General features: G+C 70.5%; 16 protein-coding genes. 8 read left to right on the top strand and 8 right to left on the bottom strand.

Going from position 1 to position 17,220, the window contains the following annotated elements; all coding sequences use genetic code 11:
• Window positions 1–218: 218 nt before the first annotated feature.
• The 6 genes from QSK22_RS10975 to QSK22_RS10955 form a co-directional block, all read right to left on the bottom strand.
• Window positions 219–788, bottom strand: coding sequence for a helix-turn-helix domain-containing protein (locus QSK22_RS10975; protein WP_285493967.1), 570 nt, complete (start codon window positions 786–788; stop codon window positions 219–221).
• A 922-nt stretch (window positions 789–1,710) separates the two neighbouring features.
• Window positions 1,711–4,002, bottom strand: a complete 2,292-nt coding sequence (locus tag QSK22_RS10970; RefSeq protein WP_285493966.1) for a CaiB/BaiF CoA transferase family protein — start codon at window positions 4,000–4,002, stop codon at window positions 1,711–1,713.
• A gap of 130 nt (window positions 4,003–4,132) precedes the next feature.
• A complete protein-coding gene (locus tag QSK22_RS33725; RefSeq protein WP_352231433.1) occupies window positions 4,133–4,810 on the bottom strand; it encodes a dienelactone hydrolase family protein in 678 nt (225 codons plus the stop codon).
• A gap of 15 nt (window positions 4,811–4,825) precedes the next feature.
• Window positions 4,826–6,025, bottom strand: a complete 1,200-nt coding sequence (locus tag QSK22_RS10965) for an LLM class flavin-dependent oxidoreductase (protein WP_285493965.1) — start codon at window positions 6,023–6,025, stop codon at window positions 4,826–4,828.
• 380 nt (window positions 6,026–6,405) lie between these two features.
• Window positions 6,406–7,539: a serine hydrolase domain-containing protein gene (locus QSK22_RS10960; RefSeq protein WP_285493964.1), complete on the bottom strand. Its 1,134-nt coding sequence runs from the start codon at window positions 7,537–7,539 to the stop codon at window positions 6,406–6,408.
• 565 nt (window positions 7,540–8,104) lie between these two features.
• Entirely contained in the window at window positions 8,105–8,242 is a 138-nt protein-coding gene (locus QSK22_RS10955; RefSeq protein ID WP_285493963.1) for a hypothetical protein, read from the bottom strand.
• A gap of 216 nt (window positions 8,243–8,458) precedes the next feature.
• Between QSK22_RS10955 and QSK22_RS10950 the strand changes: the two genes are divergently transcribed.
• The 6 genes from QSK22_RS10950 (at window position 8,459) to QSK22_RS10925 (ending at window position 13,428) form a co-directional block, all read left to right on the top strand.
• Complete coding sequence (locus tag QSK22_RS10950) at window positions 8,459–8,962, top strand: flavin reductase family protein (RefSeq protein ID WP_285493962.1); 504 nt, start codon at window positions 8,459–8,461, stop codon at window positions 8,960–8,962.
• An 11-nt stretch (window positions 8,963–8,973) separates the two neighbouring features.
• Complete coding sequence (locus tag QSK22_RS10945) at window positions 8,974–9,759, top strand: alpha/beta fold hydrolase (RefSeq protein ID WP_285493961.1); 786 nt, start codon at window positions 8,974–8,976, stop codon at window positions 9,757–9,759.
• Window positions 9,760–9,773: 14 nt separating this feature from the next.
• On the top strand, window positions 9,774–10,850 hold the full coding sequence (locus tag QSK22_RS10940; RefSeq protein WP_285493960.1) for an LLM class flavin-dependent oxidoreductase: 1,077 nt from the start codon (window positions 9,774–9,776) through the stop codon (window positions 10,848–10,850).
• A gap of 53 nt (window positions 10,851–10,903) precedes the next feature.
• Window positions 10,904–11,176: a hypothetical protein gene (locus QSK22_RS10935; protein WP_285493959.1), complete on the top strand. Its 273-nt coding sequence runs from the start codon at window positions 10,904–10,906 to the stop codon at window positions 11,174–11,176.
• A gap of 813 nt (window positions 11,177–11,989) precedes the next feature.
• Window positions 11,990–12,400 (top strand): hypothetical protein, encoded by a 411-nt coding sequence (locus QSK22_RS10930; RefSeq protein WP_285493958.1) that lies wholly within the window; start codon window positions 11,990–11,992, stop codon window positions 12,398–12,400.
• Between the two features lie 326 nt (window positions 12,401–12,726).
• Window positions 12,727–13,428: a GntR family transcriptional regulator gene (locus QSK22_RS10925; protein WP_285493957.1), complete on the top strand. Its 702-nt coding sequence runs from the start codon at window positions 12,727–12,729 to the stop codon at window positions 13,426–13,428.
• A gap of 175 nt (window positions 13,429–13,603) precedes the next feature.
• On the opposite strand, the gene QSK22_RS10920 is transcribed toward QSK22_RS10925, so the two are convergent.
• Window positions 13,604–13,789, bottom strand: coding sequence for a hypothetical protein (locus QSK22_RS10920; protein ID WP_285493956.1), 186 nt, complete (start codon window positions 13,787–13,789; stop codon window positions 13,604–13,606).
• 279 nt (window positions 13,790–14,068) lie between these two features.
• Here QSK22_RS10920 and QSK22_RS10915 point away from each other — a divergent pair, with 279 nt between their 5' ends.
• Window positions 14,069–14,860 carry an SAM-dependent methyltransferase gene (locus QSK22_RS10915; protein ID WP_285493955.1) on the top strand — a complete coding sequence of 264 codons (792 nt, stop codon included), beginning with the start codon at window positions 14,069–14,071 and terminating at the stop codon, window positions 14,858–14,860.
• A 771-nt stretch (window positions 14,861–15,631) separates the two neighbouring features.
• On the opposite strand, the gene QSK22_RS10910 is transcribed toward QSK22_RS10915, so the two are convergent.
• Window positions 15,632–16,219, bottom strand: a complete 588-nt coding sequence (locus QSK22_RS10910) for a TetR/AcrR family transcriptional regulator (RefSeq protein ID WP_285493954.1) — start codon at window positions 16,217–16,219, stop codon at window positions 15,632–15,634.
• Between the two features lie 73 nt (window positions 16,220–16,292).
• On the opposite strand from QSK22_RS10910, the gene QSK22_RS10905 reads away from it, so the two are divergent.
• Window positions 16,293–17,114 (top strand): class I SAM-dependent methyltransferase, encoded by an 822-nt coding sequence (locus QSK22_RS10905; protein ID WP_285493953.1) that lies wholly within the window; start codon window positions 16,293–16,295, stop codon window positions 17,112–17,114.
• The last annotated feature ends 106 nt before the right edge of the window (window positions 17,115–17,220 follow it).

Raw genomic sequence — 17,220 nt, 5'->3', positions numbered from 1 at the left:
AGGGGGGCGTCACTTTAAAGTGACAACATACTTATTTCAATGGACAGCATTGTCCATCGCGACCCTGTCTGTCAAGTTGGGATGGCCGTCCATTTTAATTGACGATGCAGGTCATGGCCTGGTTGGAGATGGCCGACGGGGGAGCTGCGGCAAGCGGGGCGGTGTCAGCGCGGCGGAGACGTCACCGGGCCGCGCGATCCCCGGGCACGCCGGAACGATCAACGCACACCGTTGCCGTGGGTCCTGGTGACCCCGGTCGCTCCTGTGCCCGGCTGCACCCGCGGCACGCTCACCACCAGGTGGACCAGGCACTCTCCATCCAAAGACTCGTATACATGCGGCCGGTCGCCCGGATACCGGACGAAGTCGCCGGCGGACAGCTCCATCGCAAGGTCGACCGGACCGACCCGCACCCGTCCGCTGATCACGTACAGGTGCTCCAAGGTGCCGACCGGGTGTGGGAGCGAGGTCTCACTGGAGCCCGGCGCGATGCGGAGCAGATAGTTCTCGATCACGCCGGAGCCGTAGATGTGGTCGAGCGAGCGGGACTCGTAGCCGCCGTGGTCGTGCCACACCACCTCGTCGCCGCGTTGCACGACCATCACCTGCTCGCGTTCGGCCACCAGCCGCGTCACCGGTACGCCGAGCGCGTTCGCGATCGCGAACAGGGTGTCCACGGTGGGGTTTCCCGACCCCTGCTCGATCGTGGACAGCGTCTGCTTGGCCAGCCCCGCCTGCCTGGCCAGTTCGGCCAGCGACATGCCCCGCTGCTCTCTCAGAAGTCGCATGTTGCGCGCGACCACGCTGTTTCCCGACGACACGGAACCACTGTAGGTGTAAGGGGGCAGCGGCGGCACACGGCCCCGCGCGCATCCGGGCAGCTGAACACCGGGCCGGGCGTGCCGGCCCCGCATGAAGGACGGGAGCATCCCACCCTGCCGCCGGCCGGCCATCGCCCGTGGGATACGGCCGGGACCTTTCGTCCCGCCTGATCTTCACCTGAGCGCTCGTCAAGGGGCGCCGGGGAGGTTCGCCGACCGGCCGCCGTCAAGGACGCGGTCGGCGCGGATGTCGTGAGCGGCACCTTCGGCGGCGGGCCTTCGGTCGTGGCCGCGATTCCTTCGCCGGCGGTGCGGCACGCCGGGCCGGCAAAGACGCCGACCCGGTGCCGCGATCGCGAGCCGGCCGCACTGAGGCGGCGCCGGACGCAGCCGTCCCGGTCTGGGCGGTGCGGGCGCCGCAGGTCCGGTCCATTCCGCCGGTGTTCGGCAGGGCTGGTACGGGCGGCCATGTCGCCGTCCAGGACGGCGACATGGCCCCCATCGACGACGAACCGGTCGGACCCGGCAGGCGTCGGCCCGAAACGCCCGGCCACCGCGGCAGGCCGTGGTCGGTGCCCTCGCGGGCGAACGCCGGCGTCGGCGGGAATCGATCCGCGCCGAGGACGTCCCCCGGAAGCAACCGGAGCGCGGATGAGCGGGAGCAGGCCGGAACCACGGTGTGAAGGAACGAGTACCCGATGGGCCGGCTCGTCGAGAGGGGGCGAACGCGCTCACCTCGTCCTGTGCGGCCGCCCGTCGGGCATGCCCGCCACCATGGTCACCGGGGCCGCGGCGCCGACCGCGACCTTCCGGAAGCCGCCTGCGGCTCGCCGCCGGCGGTCTCGGTCGGGCGCTCTGCCCGTGTCGGAACCGGTGTCTGGTACAGCGGTCATCGGAACATCCCTACGAACGTCGTGCCCTCGGGCAGACCCTGGCGGGCGACGTCTCGGCCGATGAGCTCGTCCGCGTCGAAACCCAGTTCGGTCAGCACGGCGCGGGTGTCGGATCCGGGCGGACCGACGGGCCTTCCGGGCACCGGCGGGGTCATGGACAACCGGCGTGAGGGGCCGGCCATCCGTGCACGTCCGAAGCCGGGATGGTCGCGCTCGATGGCCAGCCCGCGGGAGAGGACCACCTCGTCGTCCATGAGGTCGGGTTGGTCGACCAGGACGTGGGCGCTGATGCCCGCTGCGGTCAGCCGGTCGATCCACGACTGCGCCGGTGCGGTGCGGAACGTCGTCTCCAGCTCTTGTTCATCGAGGCCGGCCAGCTCCGGCACCGCGCCGAGGCCGTCGGGGGCGCAGAGGTAGAACCAGCGGTCGGCGGCGGGGTAGAGCCGGTCGTAGGGGCCCCATCCCTTGGCGGACTGCCCTCGCGGCTCGTCCCAGACCCGGCCGGGGAAGGCCACCATGTACGGCACCTGGAGGAAGGTGGCGCTGTGGGCGAGGGACGACTGGACGTGCTGGCCCCGGCCTCCTCGAAGGCGGTGGTAGAGAGCCAGGAGCACGGCGAAGGCGGCGAGGTTGCCCGACCCGTAGTCGTTGTAGGGGTAGGGCGCCATGAGGGGTTCGCCGTCGCCTCCGAGGCGGGTCTGCATGCCGGTGGGGCCTTGGCCGAGCTGCTCGCGCCCCCGCCAGCCGCCGCGGTAGCCCTCGTGTCCGAAGGCGCTGATCGAGGCGTAGATCAGCCCCGGGTTCCGCTTCCGCAGGGCCTGCTCACCGATGCCCATCCGGTCGGCGACACCGCGCGTGAAGTTCTGCACGAAGACGTCGATGCCGTCGGCGAGGCGCTCGAAGACGGCCATCCCCTCCGGCTTCTTGAGATCGAGCATGATCGAGCGCTTGCCGCTGTTGGTGTAGAAGTGCATGCCGAGCTGCCGGTCGACGAAGCTGTGGATCTTCACGACGTCGGCGCCGTACTCGGCGAGGATCCGGCCGACCGTGGGCCCGGCGAGCACTTGGGAGACGTCGAGGACGCGGACCCCGGCCAGTGCCTTGCCGGCCTCCCCGGTCGGCTTTGCCGGGGCCGGCGCCGGGCGGTCCAGCTCGGCGAGGATATCCTCGCGGTCGGCGTCGAGAGGACGCCGGGGGAAGGACACCCCGGGGGGCGTGGCGGACATGCGGATCGGGAAACCGGCCTGCGCGGTGCGGCCGAGCTCGGGGTCGTCGAGTTCGATGACCGCTCCGGAGTCGCGGGCGTGCGAGTCGCGGGTGAGCCAGTCCTCCGTGCTCTGGCAGAGGGCGGCGGATGCGCCGCTCTCCTCGTTGATGGCGATCTCCCACTCCCGTGCGGGACGGGTCGCGAACAGCTCGGCGTAGCGCCTGCGGGCCCGCTCCTGCAGCTCCCTGTCGGTGAGCATGCGCTCGGGGTCCGCCATGCCGTCGTCGATGTACTCCTGCGGCAGGAAGGTCTCGGCGAACCACCGCAGGTGCTTGTCCTGGAACAGGCACAGCTCCAGCCACTTGCCGTCGGCGCACCGGTAGTGGCCGAGCTGAGGCATGTCGTTGGTGAGGCGGGGGCCCTTCGCCGCCGGCCGCGGGGCATCGGTCTTCATCACGCTGGCGCCGATCAGTTCGAAGCAGGCGTCGAACAACGGGACTTCGATGCGCTGGCCCAGACCGGTCCGCTCGCGCGCGATGAGGCCGGCGGTGACCGAGTGCGCGGCCACCATGGCCGCGTAGGACGAGGCCGCCGGTACCGCGCTGTAGATCGGTTCGCCGCTGCGGTCGCCGATGTAGTCCATCGGGGTGCAGCCGGGGTACAGGTACAGGCCGGCGGCGGCGGAGACGACGCCCTCCCACCCCGGGAGGCCGGCGCGGGGGTCGTCGGAGCCGAAGCCGGGCAGGGAGCAGTAGAGCAGCCGGGGGTTGGCCGCGAGCATCGGCTCGGGGCCGAGGCCGAGGCGGTCCATCACCCCGGGGCGGAAGTTCTCCACCACGATGTCGGCCCGCTCGACGAGGCGCCGTGCCACCGCACGGTCGCCGGCGTCGTGCAGGTTCAGGACGATGCTCCGCTTGCCGCGTTGCAGCATCGCGTTGGCCGGGTGCTTCCACCGCGGTCCGCCGGGCGGGTCGACGCGGACGACGTCGGCGCCGGCGTCGGCCAGCCAGGCCGCCAGCAGCGGTCCGGCCAGCCATTGGCCGAAGTCCACCACCCGCAGTCCGTCAAGTGCGCGTGTCACAGCTGTACTCCTTGTAAGCAGCAGGCCCCGGGCGAGTGTCCGGCCGCGGCGCCCCACCCGGGGACCGGTCAGTGCAGGCAGGCCCTGAGGAAGTCGAGGGCCAGGTTCGTCGCGTCCTCGGTCGCGTCCGTCACGTAGAAGGTGGTGGGCGGTCCGGGGCCCAGCGGCATGTCCAACGTCGAAGGCGTGCCCGGCGTCGGGGTAGCGGGCCAGGCGGGCGGGCACGGGGGCCTACCGAAGGTCCGGTTCCCACTCGTCGAGCTCGCCGGGCGCCGGCATGAAGCCCTTTTCGCCGAAGAGGCCGAGCCACGGCGTGCGCAGGCCCGCGGTGCGTCGTCCAACGCGGGCAGCCCGTCGTTGCCTCGAAGGACTGGCGCTGGACACCGCAGCCGTAGAAGCTCGCCGCGGCGCCCATGGCCCGCTCGGCGGCGACCAGGTACGACGCCCGGCCGCCGTAGGAGAAGCCGACGATGCCGGTCGCCGACGGCGTGATCCCGGCGGACTCGAAGTGGTCGAGCACGGCCGCCATGTCGGTGCGGAGGTCGTCGTCCTCTGGGAGGAGCTCGGCGAAGGCGGCGAGGTCACCGCCGAACCGCTCAACCGGGTTCGCGGCCGTCACGCCCTGCCGGTGGAGCAGGAGCGGGGCCACCGCCAGGTGACCCTCCGCGGCCAGGCGCTCGAGCCACGCGGCGGTCTGCGCAGAGTAGCCGGGGGCCTGGTGCAGCGCCACGACGCCGCCGCGCGGCGGGGACGCCCGACCGGCGACTCGCGCCGGGGTGCGTCCGAGTCGGATGTCCTTGATGGTCACGGGTATCGCCGCGGCTCAGACGGACGTCACGACGGGCAGGGCGATGCCGTCGAGTTGTTCCTTGCGCCAGGCCTGGTGCTCGGCCTCCCGCTCGCGGAACTCCGGGATCACCTGGGTCGCCCAGATCTCCAGCGACTCCATCAGGTGCTCGTGCTCGGTCCACCCGAACTGCTGGTTGAGCAGCAGGCCGTCGGCGTGCGTGGCCTCGATCTGCCGGGTGAACTCCCGCGCCTTCTCCGGGCCGCACATCATCACACCCGGAAGGTCGGCGAACCGGGCGCCCATTTCGAGCATCATCGGCGGTGTACCGGCCTCGAGGCGGATGTCGCCGCGGCCGGCCTTGAAGTCCTGGAACGCGTCCCAGAGGTGGTGCTCGGGGTCGCCGATGCGGGCCATCGCGCCGCCGGTCAGCCCGAACCCGTAGAACTCCACGCCCTCGCGGGCCCGCTCCTGGGCCAGCTCGTCGGTGGGGGCGAGCAGACCGACGGTGAACGTGAAGACGGCGGGGTTGATGCCGCGGCCCATCGGCTTCACGGCCCCGCTGCGCAGCGTCTCCCAGTAGAGCTCGACCTCGCTGGCGACGGACTCGGGGCCGGCGAGGGTGAGCATGAGCTGACCCAGCCCACGCGCGGCGACACTGCGCGCCTGACCGGGCCTGGACGTCGACGTCCACAGCGGAGGGTGCGGCGTCTGGAACGACTTCGGAACGACGTTGCCGGCGGGGAACTGGAAGAACTCGTTGTCGGCCCCCGGCCAGACCTTTCGGCTGGCCAGCACGTCGATAGAGATCTGCGCGGAGGCGTCGGCGCGCTCCGCCCTGCGCGGCAGATCCTCCTTCAGCCACGGTTCGATCTCCTGCGGTGTGCCCGGGCCGAAACCGAACTCCGCTCGGCCGGCGGTCAGCTGGTCGAGGGTGGCGATGCGTTCGGCGGTGCGGATCGGGTCGTTGTGCGAGGCGTGCACGATTCCGGTGCCGATCCGGATGTTGGTGGTCGTCTGGCTCAGGGCGCCCAGCAGGACCTCGGTGGCCGAGTTGTGCGCGTACTCGGGCATGAAGTGGTGCTCGCCCAGGAAGACGTAGTCGAACCCCAGGCTGTCGGCGAAACGGATCTGCTCGAGCATGTCGTTGAGCGCCTTGCGTTCCCGCCCGGGCGCCCAGTCGTCCTCGCCGGACGCCTTCGGCACCATCGGGTTGTAGAAGACTCCGAATTTCATTGAAACCTCCGGTCAGCCGCTTCTTGCAGGGGCGGGCACGCAGCGGCTTCCTGGCGTGTTCCGCCTGATCGATGAACTGATTCTCAAAGCAAAAAGCCGGACTTTCCTGTCACATGTTGTGGAACCATGGCCCCGTTGGGGGCGGCCCCGGCCGGCGACGGTCGCATCCGGCAGCGGGTGGCGCCGAGAACTCAGAAGACAGGGGGCCGGGGCACGGACCCGGATGGGTAATGGCGGCGATTGTCGGTGCCATGCCGGGTGTCCCGCAGATGCGCGCTTTGCACCATGCCCATGCCGCATTCGGCCCGGCGACCGTATCCCGGTCGCGCCGTGGACCGGACGGCGTTCCGGGCTGAGGCTGCGAGACCGCGACGGGCACATCAGCTTCGGAGACCTGCGGCGATCGTGGACAGCTCCGAAGCGCGACCGTTCGATTCCCAGGGCATGAAGGTCACGGTGTTGGTGAGGAAGGCGAACGACAGGCCGGAATCGGGGTCGGCCCATACGAAATTGCCGCCCTGGCCGTCGTGCCCGAACGTCCTGGGGGAGACGGCCGGACCGAAAAAGGCGAGTTCGCCGCCGGGTCGGTCGGCAGGATCCCCGGCGATGTACATGCTCAATGTCCGGGTGACGCGGCCACCGCGGGGACCGGGCATGTCCACTCTGATGCGTCCGGTGGCGTCGGCGAGGACGGCCGGGTCCCAGAGCCCTCCGGGGTTGTGCAGGTACGCCTGGTACAGGCGGGCGAGACCGCTGGGTGTGCCGACGCATCCGGCGCCGGGGAACCCGGCGGCCCGGCCTTCGGGCTCACCCAGTCCGCCCGGAGTCCGCACGGTTCCGTCGCGGTTGTTGAAGAGCGGAGGGAGCGCGGCCAGCGTGTCGGCCGGCAGCACGTACACATGCTCCAGCACCTTGACCTGATCGGCCACCGGCTCCCCGAGGGAGACGCCGCGGATGCCGTCGACGCCCAAGGGCTTCAGGACGCGCTCCCGGAGGAACTCACGATGGTCCATGCCCGAGACCTGGGTGATGATTTCGGCCAGGACCCAACTTCCGGAAGCGGGATGGTAGGTGTACCGGCTACCGGGTGCGGAGGAGAGCGTCCAGGCGGAGAAGGCCCGCAGCCTCTTGTCGCGGTCCGCCCAGTCCGGCCAGTCCAGTGGCGCGTCGGGGAATCCGCCCGTGTGCGTCATGACGTGTTCGATCGTCACCGCTTCCTTGCCGTTCTCGGCGAAGCCGGGGACGTACCGGGCGACCGGGTCCTCGGGCCTGACCGCGCCTTCGCTCATGAGGAGCCACAGAGCGGCGTCCTGCACCGTCTTCGAGGGGGACATCACCACGATCGGCGTGTCCGGTGCCGCCTTGCCGTAGGCACGGGCGAACACGACCTCCCCGTCGAGGCCGACCGCGAACGACGCGGCCTCCAGCGGTCCCTCCTCCACTTCCTTCCGCACACGCTCGCAGAGCGCGTCGAGGGCCTCTCCGTTCAACGAATCCGGGGTCGGGGGCTCCATCACGTGTTCTCTTTCAGCGGTAGGAAACTGCTGACGAAGTCGGCGTCCGATGACGACGCGGGCGGTATGACGCTCCTGCGGCCCAGGTCGGGCACCGCCTCCGCAGAGCACAGGGGCTCTGACGCGGTCGCGGCGTCCGCGTCCGACGGCCCGGGCGGTGGCGCAGGCGCGCGGGACGCGCACAGGCGCCCGGCGGGGCCGGTCGCCGCGGACGCCGTCCACGCCGAGGCCGGCGAGCCGCAGAGCCGCCAAGGGTCCGGCGGTGGACCGGCTGCGATCTCTGGCACGCCGACCCGCCAGTGCGTGGTCCATGATGCCTTCATCCGTTCCCGCGCCCATGCGAGGTGTGACACCGCGAAGGGTCGGTGTCGGAGGCGATCTGAAATTTCAGACTGCGTGGACCGACACTCTGTATCAGCAACGTGAAATGTGTCAAGTGGGGGACTGGCACGTCTCTTCCCGTGGTCGTTGCGGCGCATGCCCGGCGGCACAAGAGCTCCTGTCCGACCCGTCGCCGGGGCCTGGCGAGCGGAGCACCGAGAGTGGGTCGTCGCCGGTCGCGTCATCAGGCCGCTGCCGCCCGCTGGGCGCCGCCCGCCTCGGAGATGAGGAGGCTCCTGAGGTCGCCGGACCGCGACCAGTAGATGACTCCGCCCGGCATCTCGCGTCCGCCGTCATCGAGCCGGCCGTACGTGCGTGACATGACTGCGAGCGGCCATGGCCTCCCGTTGGAGGGACGGTTCGCCTGACTCCGGGCGGCGGCGCGCGAAGCGGTGCCTGCCGTCCTGCGGAGAAGAGGCGGGAGGTGCGGCAGGGCGCCCTGTTCTGAAATTTCAGCTTGACAAACTGAAGGTTTCAGATTCACCGTTGATGCGGTGCACCTTACTTAGATGAAACCTCAGTGGAAGGAGCCCGTAACGTGCTCACCACCGACCCTTCGGCCGAATCCCCGCCCCTGACCGCCGACCGCTTCCGGTCGGCCATGGCCTCGGTGTGCACGCCGGTCTCGGTCGTGACCGCTTTCGACGGCGAGCGGCCCCACGGCACCACGGTCAGCGCGTTCGCCTCGCTGTCGCTCACACCGCCGATGGTGCTGGTGGCCCTCGATCTGGCGTCCGACCTTCTGCGCATCGTCCAGCGCACCCAGCGGTTCGGGCTCAACGTGCTCAGCGCCGAGCAGAGCGACCTCGCCATGACCTTCGCCCGCAAGGGGCCGGACAAGTTCTCCGGGGCGCGCTGGTCGACCGATCACGGGCTGCCCCGGTTGGACGGGGCGGCCGTCTGGCTCGCCTGCACGGTCGACCAGTTGGTCCAGGGCGGCGATCACATCGTGGCGATGGGCACCGTCGTCTCCGCCGATCACCGCGAGATCTCGCCACTGACCTACCACAAGCGCCTGTTCGGCACCCATGCCGCACTGTGAAGGAGTCGTCCATGCAGGAAATGCGGTTCGCGGAGCACCGGGTCGAGGTCGACGGCTTCTCCGTCCGCTATCTGGAGGCCGGAGCGGGCCTTCCGCTGGTCATGGTGCACGGTGCCGGAGGGCTGATCATAAGCCAGGCGCATCTGCTGCTCGCCCGGAGGTTCCGGGTCATCGCGTTGGAGTGCCCCGGCTTCCACGGTGGGGTGAACGACCGGACCAAGGACGGCCGGGAGATGGCCGCCACCCTGGCAGCGGCCGTCGAGGCCATCGGTGTCGAGCGCTACGCCCTCCAGGGCACCTCGATGGGAGGGGTGGTCGCCTGCTGGCTCGCCGTCCAGTACCCCGAGCGCCTCACCAGCCTCATCCTCGAGGCGCCCGCGGCGTTCCGCGGCGCGGCCACCCCCGCGGAGATGACGCCCGAGCAGATGATGGCCGCCTTCCACGCCCATCCCGAACGCAAGCAGATCACTCCGCCCGACCCGGAGGCGCAGGCCCGGGTGTGGCCCCTGGTCGAACGCCTGGTGGGATCCGCCCATGACGACGCCCTCGCCGAAGCGCTGCGCGGACTGACGGTGCCCACCCTGGTCATGTACGGCACCCGCGACGGGCTCTTCGGGGTCGCACCGGGCCGCACGTTCAAGGAGCTCATCGCCCCGTGCACCTTCGTCAAGGTGTACGACGCCGCGCACGACATCGCCGGCGACCGTCCCGAGGCGTTCGCCGACCTCGTGGGCGAGTTCGCCGAGCGCCAGGAGCGGTTCTACGTGCCGCGCGCCTCCACCGTGATCAACCGCTGACCAGGAGCCCGACGATGCAGTTCTCCCTCTTCCAGCCGCTGCCGTACTTCGCGCCCGAGATGCCCACCGGCTGGCCGCAGGCGCCCAAGCTCTTCGACCCGGAACACGGCCTGTCGAGTGTCCGGCACAACATGGACATCATCGACGCGGCCGACGACGGCGGCTTCGACTACATCTCGGTGGCCGAGCACCACTACGCCGCCCGCCAGCTGTGTCCCAGCCCCACCCTGGCCGCCGCGCTGATCAGCCAGCGGCTCAAGAACGCCAAGATCGCCATCCTCGGCGTCGACCTGCCGCTGCACAACCCCGTGCGGATCGCCGAGGAACTGGCGATGCTCGACACCTTCTGCGGCGGGAACCTCCTGGTCGGGCTGTTCCGCGGCACGCCCAACGAATACGTCACCTACGGCCACAACCCCGGCGAGTCGAAGGCGTCCTTCGAAGAGGGCGTCGAGCTCATCCTGTCCGCCTGGACCGAGCCCGAGCCGTTCGCCTGGGAAGGCATCCACTACCGGCACCGCCTCGTGTCGATCTGGCCGCAGCCCGTCCAGCGTCCCCGCCCGCCCGTGCTGGTCTCGGGCAACAGCACCGCATCCGCGGAATTCGCCGCCAAGCACCGGTTGAAGATCGGTATCTCGTTCGCCCCGGTCGAGGCCGTCCCGCGGATGGTCGCCGCCTACCGCGAGGCCGCCGAGCGCCACGGCTGGGAGCCGGGCCCCGAGGACGTGCTCTGGCGAGGTTTCGCCCATGTGGCCGAGACCGACGACAAGGCCCGAGCCAACTGCGAGAAGTACGGGTTCGGCGCCCCCAACGGCATCCTCGCCCCGCCCCCGCGCCAGCAGCCCACCTACGGCACCATCATGGCCGAGGTCATCGACGCGGGCTTCGGCGCCGCCCCGCTTCCCGGCACCGGCCCGACCCTGCCCGCCATCCTGGGCGCTCCCGACACCGTCATCGAGCAGCTGAACGCGCTGCGCGAAGCGGGGGTCGGCATCGCCGACCTGGTCTTCTCCTGCGACCATCTGCCGGTCGAGCTCGGGTTGCACACCGTGCGCCTGTTCGGCGAGGAAGTCATTGCCGCCTTCCGCTGAAGCCCGAAGGGAGAGCCGTGTACCTCAGCGTCAGCCCCGCGGGAGAGGTTTCCTTGCGGGAACCCGGCGATTTCGCCCGCCTGCATCTGGACCTGCGCGGCATCACCGCCCGCGAGGCCGACCGGGCACTGCGGCGCGCGCGCCTCGGCAGCCTGGTCGGGGACGACCACGCCCTGATCGACCTGGCCGGGCTGCGCGCCATGGTCGCCGAGGCGGCCGCGGATCCCGGCTGGGCGGCGGGGTGGGACGCCATGGTCGAGTACGCCCGCGGCAAGCGGTGGCTCAGCGACGACGGGACGTCGGTGCGCGTCCACGTCGAACGGTGACCGATGACATCTGACATCCGGACGCCGCCGAGACGTCGGCGCGTGGAACTGGTGGCCACGCTCGGCGCCTTGTCGGCGTCCGGGCCGCTGTCCATGGACCTGCACCTGCCCGCTGTGCATGGCCGGGCCGGCGGTCGGCCAGTTGTTCGCGGGGCCCGCTGAGCGACCAGGTCGGCCGGCGCCGTCCGCCAGCTCGTCGGCATCGCGGCCTGCGTGGTCGTCTCGCTGCTGTGCGCGTGGGCTCCGGACATCTGGCTGCTGATCGTCCTGCGTCTGGTGCAGGGGGCGGCCAGGGGCCGTCGGCGTCGTCGTCGCGCGGGCCATGGTCCGCGACCTGTTCCAGGGCGACACGGCCGTCCGCGTGTTCTCGCCGCTGGTGGTGATCAGCGGGGTGGTGCCCGTCCTGGCACCTCTCGCCGGGGGGCGACTCGCCCGCCTCACCGACTGGCGGGGGATGTTCATCGTTTTCTCGCCGTCATCGGCGCGCTGCTCCTGCTCGCTGCCCTCAGGCTGCCGGAAACGCTGCCGCCGGGGGAGCGGCGCTCCGGAGGAATGCGCGAGGCAGCGGCGCCGGTCGCGGTGCTCGCCCGCGACCGGCGTTTCGCTACGCCCTGGTGCTGGGGTTGGGCGGCTGTGCCCTGTTCGTCTACATCGCGCTCGGCCCGTTCATCCTCCAGGACGAGTTCGGGCTGAGCGCGCAGTGGTTCTCGACGGTCTTCGCGGTCAATTCGCTCAGCACCATCCTCGCGAGCACTGAACAACGTCGGCCTCCGGTGGACCCGCCCGCACCGCATGCTCCACTGCGGTATCGCTGTGGCCCTTGCGGGCGGCGCCGGGGTCGCGGCACTGGCCGTTCTGGCGGGATGGGGGCCGCCGGGTATTTTGCCCGGGTTGCTTTTCGTCGCGTCCAGCATGGGCGTCATCATGCCCAACGCGACCGCGCTGGCCATGGACGGCCATGCCGGCCGTGCGGGCAGTGCCTCGGCGCTGGTCGGCATGCTGCAGTTCCTGGTCGGCGCGGTCGTGCCCCCGGTGATCTCCAGCGGTGGGACGAGCGGGTCCGTCATGGTCGCGGGGATCGCCGACTCCGTCGTCCCCGCTTCGCCGGCTCTGCTCGTCGAGCTCATCTCGCTCGCCCGCCACATCAATCAGATGCTCTCCTGGGTGTCCGGGACGGCAGGCGCTCCATCCAGATTCCGGAGAAGATCGACCTTCAGCGAATGACCGCCGAGGTCAGAACACGCGCCCGGGCCGCGGATGCCATGGACGCGATGCCCACCGAGGAGTTGACGGCGGGCAGTCGCATGTAAGCACTGGAATTTCATAGGCGGAAAAGAGGTGCTTCTTCTTGACCGGCTGCATCGGGGCAAGCAGCGTGATGTGCGAAATAATCAGACGTCGGTCGCTCTTGCCGTGACACGTGCCGTCGCGCATACCGAGGGTGGTCGTGAGCAGTGTCACGCCACAGTCAGGCCACCCTGAAATATCAGAACGGCCTGCGTGGACTATCATCATTGGCGGTAGGGCACATGCACTTGGAGTCTGGACACGTGGCACCCGACGGCGACCAACCGCGCTCCCGGGCCGATGAAGCCTACCTGACGCTGCGGGAACGCATCGTCAACTGCCGGCTGGCCCCCGGGCAGCGCGTCACCGAGAGGCAGCTCGCGGCCGAACTCGACCTGGGGCTCACTCCGATCAGGCAGGCGCTGGTCCGCCTCGACTCCGAGGGCCTCGTCCGGACCCTCCCGCGCCGCGGGTACCAGGTCACACCGCTCACCATCCAGTCGGTCAATGAGCTCTTCCAGATCTGGCGGATTCTCGGCCCGGCCATCGCCGAGCTCACGGTCAAGACCGCGTCGGTCGACGAGCGGGAGCAGGTACAGAGGATGTACGCCGAGAAGATCGGCCGGGCGCGTGCGGAGAACGACCACTCCGCTCTGGTCGAACTCGCGGACAGCATGTGGGTGAGACTGGCGGAGGCCACCGGCAACCGCAGGCTGGCCGAGATGTACACGCGCCTGTCAGGGGAACTCTGCCGGGTGTTCAGGCTGCTCTTCCAGGATTCGGCGGCACTGGACGCGCTCTTCGGCGCTCATGGCGACCTGTTCTTCTCTTTCTTGAACGCGGATCCGGAGGAGAGCCGCGCGAACGCCGAGCGGTTCATCACCGTCGCGCATCGGCACGCCCTCGGAATTCTCATGGAATGGCCCTCCGTGGCACAGGCCGAGGTCGTCTTCCCGGTCGCCTGAGCCCGGCCCTTCCTCCATAGCCGTCGTGTGAACGCGTCGAAGAGCACGGCCGCCGGCGGCGCGCGGCCGAGCGCCTGCACCATGCTGAACCCGGCCGGCACGAACCCGCCGACTACGCTGATCATGGTGGTCCCGGCCGTCGTGACGACCCGGGCGCTGTGCCGGAAGCCGGAGCTCACGGCGTCCCGCGGCAGGGCACCGCGCACGCACTTCTCGCCATCCGGCTCACCAGGAACACCTGGTAGTGCATAGTCGGCCCGAACACCGCGCCGATCATGAAGATGGGCGCGCGGACGATGCCGAGCTTCTTCACCCCGGTCACGCCGGTGAGTCGGCCCCACTGGAACACCGCCACCACCATGCCGAGGGCCGCGCCGACGCTGAGCGGGAATCCGAGTGCTCGGCGGGATGAGCATGAACGCCATACCCGCCACGGTGATCAGTAGGGCGTCGGCGAGTTCGGCCGACATGTCGATGTCGAGGGCGGTCCAGCAGCCCGGCAGGTGGCGAGATAGTGGCGGTGTCCGCTTGCCGCCCCTGGTAGAAGGCGCAGGCGCGCACGCTGACAGGCGAGATGACTGATTGTCCGCTTCCGGTCAGCTTCGGGAGGCCCTCCTTCGGGGCATGCCAAGATCACGCCATGTCTCGTGATCAACGGCTTCCCGCGCAGATCGACACCGAGCATCCCTCACCGGCCCGGGTGTACGACTACGTGCTCGGCGGCAAGGACAACTACGCGGCCGACCGGGAGGCCGCCGGGCGAGTCCTTGAGTTGGAGCCGCACGCCCGCGACTCCGCCGTGGAGAACCGCCGGTTCCTGGCACGGGTCGTCAAGCACCTCGCCGAGCAGGGGATCGAACAGTTCCTCGATCTCGGTTCCGGGCTGCCGACCATGGACAACGTCCACCGGGTCGCCCAGCGTCACGTCCCGGACGCTCGTGTGGTGTACGTCGACTTCGATCCGATGGTGCTCGCCCACGCCCGCGCCCTGGTCAACCCGGACGAGGGCGTTACTTACGTTCACTCCGACATACGCGACGTCGCCAAGGTCCTCGAAGGGGCACGCGGTCTGCTGGACTTGAGCAAGCCCGTGGCGTTGCTGGCGATCGCGGTCCTGCATTTCGTGCCCGATGAGGACGATCCGGCCGGTCTGGTGGCGGCCTACGCCAGACAGCTGGCCTGCGGCAGCCGGGTTGCGATCAGCTGCGCCTCCACCGAGGACGTCAGCCCAGAGCTCATAGCCCGGATCCGCTCGGTCTACGACAACGCCCCCAGTCCCCTTTATCTGCGCCCCCGGGACCGAATCCGCAGCTTGTTCGGGAACCTGGAGCTGCTGGAGCCCGGCCTGGTCCATGTCACCGACTGGCCCGTGCCCAGCGGCACGCCCCGACTGCCGCTCACCATGCTCGGCGGAGTGGCGATGATCCCCTGACGGCTCGCGCCTTACCAGAGGTCGTGGTCGCTCTTCACCCGCTCGAGGAGGGCGCGCCATGCCTGAGATCGCGAGGATCGGCCCTCCGCGCGAACACGGGTCATGAGCACGTCGCTGACGCCCCGAGCGTGCTCGACGCACCTCCCATGAACATCGCCAAGGCCGGCCTTCCGCCAGGTCGGGTGGCGCATCCGGCGTTCGACGTCGTCCCTCGCAAGCCGCGCCGCCGCATCGTGATCATGAAGAGGGGGCCTCCATGGACAGTCCGCGGTCACGGCGGCAGCCCCGGCGGCCTGACCTCTGTATGGCTGGGCGGGCGGCGCCGCGCGGCGTTACGCCGCGATCATCGATGACGCTTCGTGGACACCCGGCCTTCAGGGGAGGAAACGGCTGTTGCGGAGCAGAGGCAAGGAAAGCCGAATCGCCGATGCGGCCTGGCCGCTCACGCGGAAGCCCGTAGAGCGTGATGCGCGGCGCGGCAGGTCGAGCGGGCTTTCAGGTACCTCTTCCATCCCACCGGCGAACAGGCGGCAGAGCCGAAAGCACAGCCGGATGCGACAAGGGCAGACCGCGCGTGCAGAGGACCTGCCGGTACCCGGGCTTGCTCGTCCGGCTTGCGCCGACATACGGCTGGGTGGATCGGGCACGTCACGCCGGACGCCACCAAGGTCGCGGCAGTCGGTCGGTGAGGTGCTGCGCGGGGCCCTGAACCCGTCCAGCGCCATGCTCTGACCGGTTTCCGGGCTGCCGGCCGGGGCGGGCTGGTCGCCGTTACACGACGTCGGCGAGCACCGTGGTGACCAGCTTTTTGACGGCCGCCGTGGTCGGCGGGTCGGCGTCGCGGTCGGCGAACAGCAGATGTCCGCCTCCGACCAGGGAGAGGGTGAGCGAGTCGATGTCGGCGTCGGCCGAGATGCGGCCTGCCGCGCGCTCGTCGGCCAGGTAGGTGGAGACCGCGGCCGTGATCTGGGCGAGGATCGCGATGCCGCCTCCGGGCCTGGCCTGCCGCAGCCGGGCGCGCAGCTCGTCCCGGGACGTGATGAGCGGGATGATCGCCACGGGCACCGGCCCGAACAGGGTGGTCAGCGCGTCGGTGAGGTTGTCGGCCACGGTGCCGGTGCCGACGGCCTCGCGCAGCGCCTGCGCCTGCCGTTCGAGTTGCGCGGCCCGGTCGAGCACGAGCTCGGTGAGGAAGGTGTCGAAGTCGGTGAAGTGCCGGTGCAGGACCCCTTTGGCGCAGCCCGCCTCGTCGGTGACGGCCCGACTGGTCAGCCCGTTCGGGCCATCCCGCAGCAGCACGCGTTCGGCGGCTTCGAACAGCTGCCGCCGCGCGTCGCGAAGGTGTACTCCGGTCGGCACCCATCGGATCGTACCGTGCGCGGGGCTCTCGGCGTCCGATTGCAAATGGGCAGTTGCCCACTAGAGTGGGCACATGCCCACTCCATCGCGAGAGCACCCGGAGCCGGTGCGACTGCACCAGGCCCGGCAGATGGCCGAGTCCTTCGGTATCGACGCGCAGCGCTACGACCACGCCCGGCCGGCCTACCCCGAAGCCCTTGTGGCGCGGATCGTCGCCGGGAGCCCGGGGCCGGACGTGCTCGACGTCGGCTGCGGCACCGGCATCGCGGCCCGTCAGTTCCAGGCCGCCGGCTGCACCGTGCTCGGTGTCGAGCCGGACGCGCGGATGGCCGACTTCGCGCGGTCCCGCGGGCTGCAGGTCGAGGTGGCCGCCTTCGAAGCCTGGGAGCCGGCCGGCCGGACGTTCGACGCGGTGATCGCCGCCCAGTCGTGGCACTGGGTGGATCCGGTCGAGGGCGCCGCGAAGGCGGCCCGGGTGCTGCGTCCGGACGGACGCCTGGCGGTCTTCGGGCACGTGTTCGAGCCGCCGATCGAGGTGGCCGAGCCGTTCGCGGACGCCCTCCGCCGGGTGGCGCCCGACTCGCCGTTCAGCACGCAGCCGGCGCGACGTCCGCTGGAGATGTACCAAGCGGGGTACGCGAAAATCGCCGACACGCTACGGGAGACCGGGCGGTTCGGTGAGCCGGAGCAGTGGCGGTTCGACTGGGAGCAGTCCTACACGCGCGACCAGTGGCTGGACCTGCTCCCCACCACCGGCGGCCTCACCCGGCTTCGTCCTGACCAGCTGGCCGAGATCCTGGACGCGGTCGGCCGCGCCATCGACGCTCTGGGCGGCGGCTTCACGATGCAGTACGCCACTCTGGCGGCCACCGCCGTACGCGTCGGCACCGCCTGATCCTCTGCTGCACGGGGCCGCACACCCCCTGGCCCCCGCCCTCACCGCCACGGATACCGGCGGCCGCTCACCCGAGGGCGGGGAAGGGAGCGGCAGCCGCCGAATG

The organism is Actinomadura sp. NBRC 104425, from assembly GCF_030269545.1.
In the GTDB taxonomy this organism is placed as follows: domain Bacteria; phylum Actinomycetota; class Actinomycetes; order Streptosporangiales; family Streptosporangiaceae; genus Spirillospora; species Spirillospora keratinilytica.
This window is presented reverse-complemented; position numbering and strand designations above follow the sequence as displayed.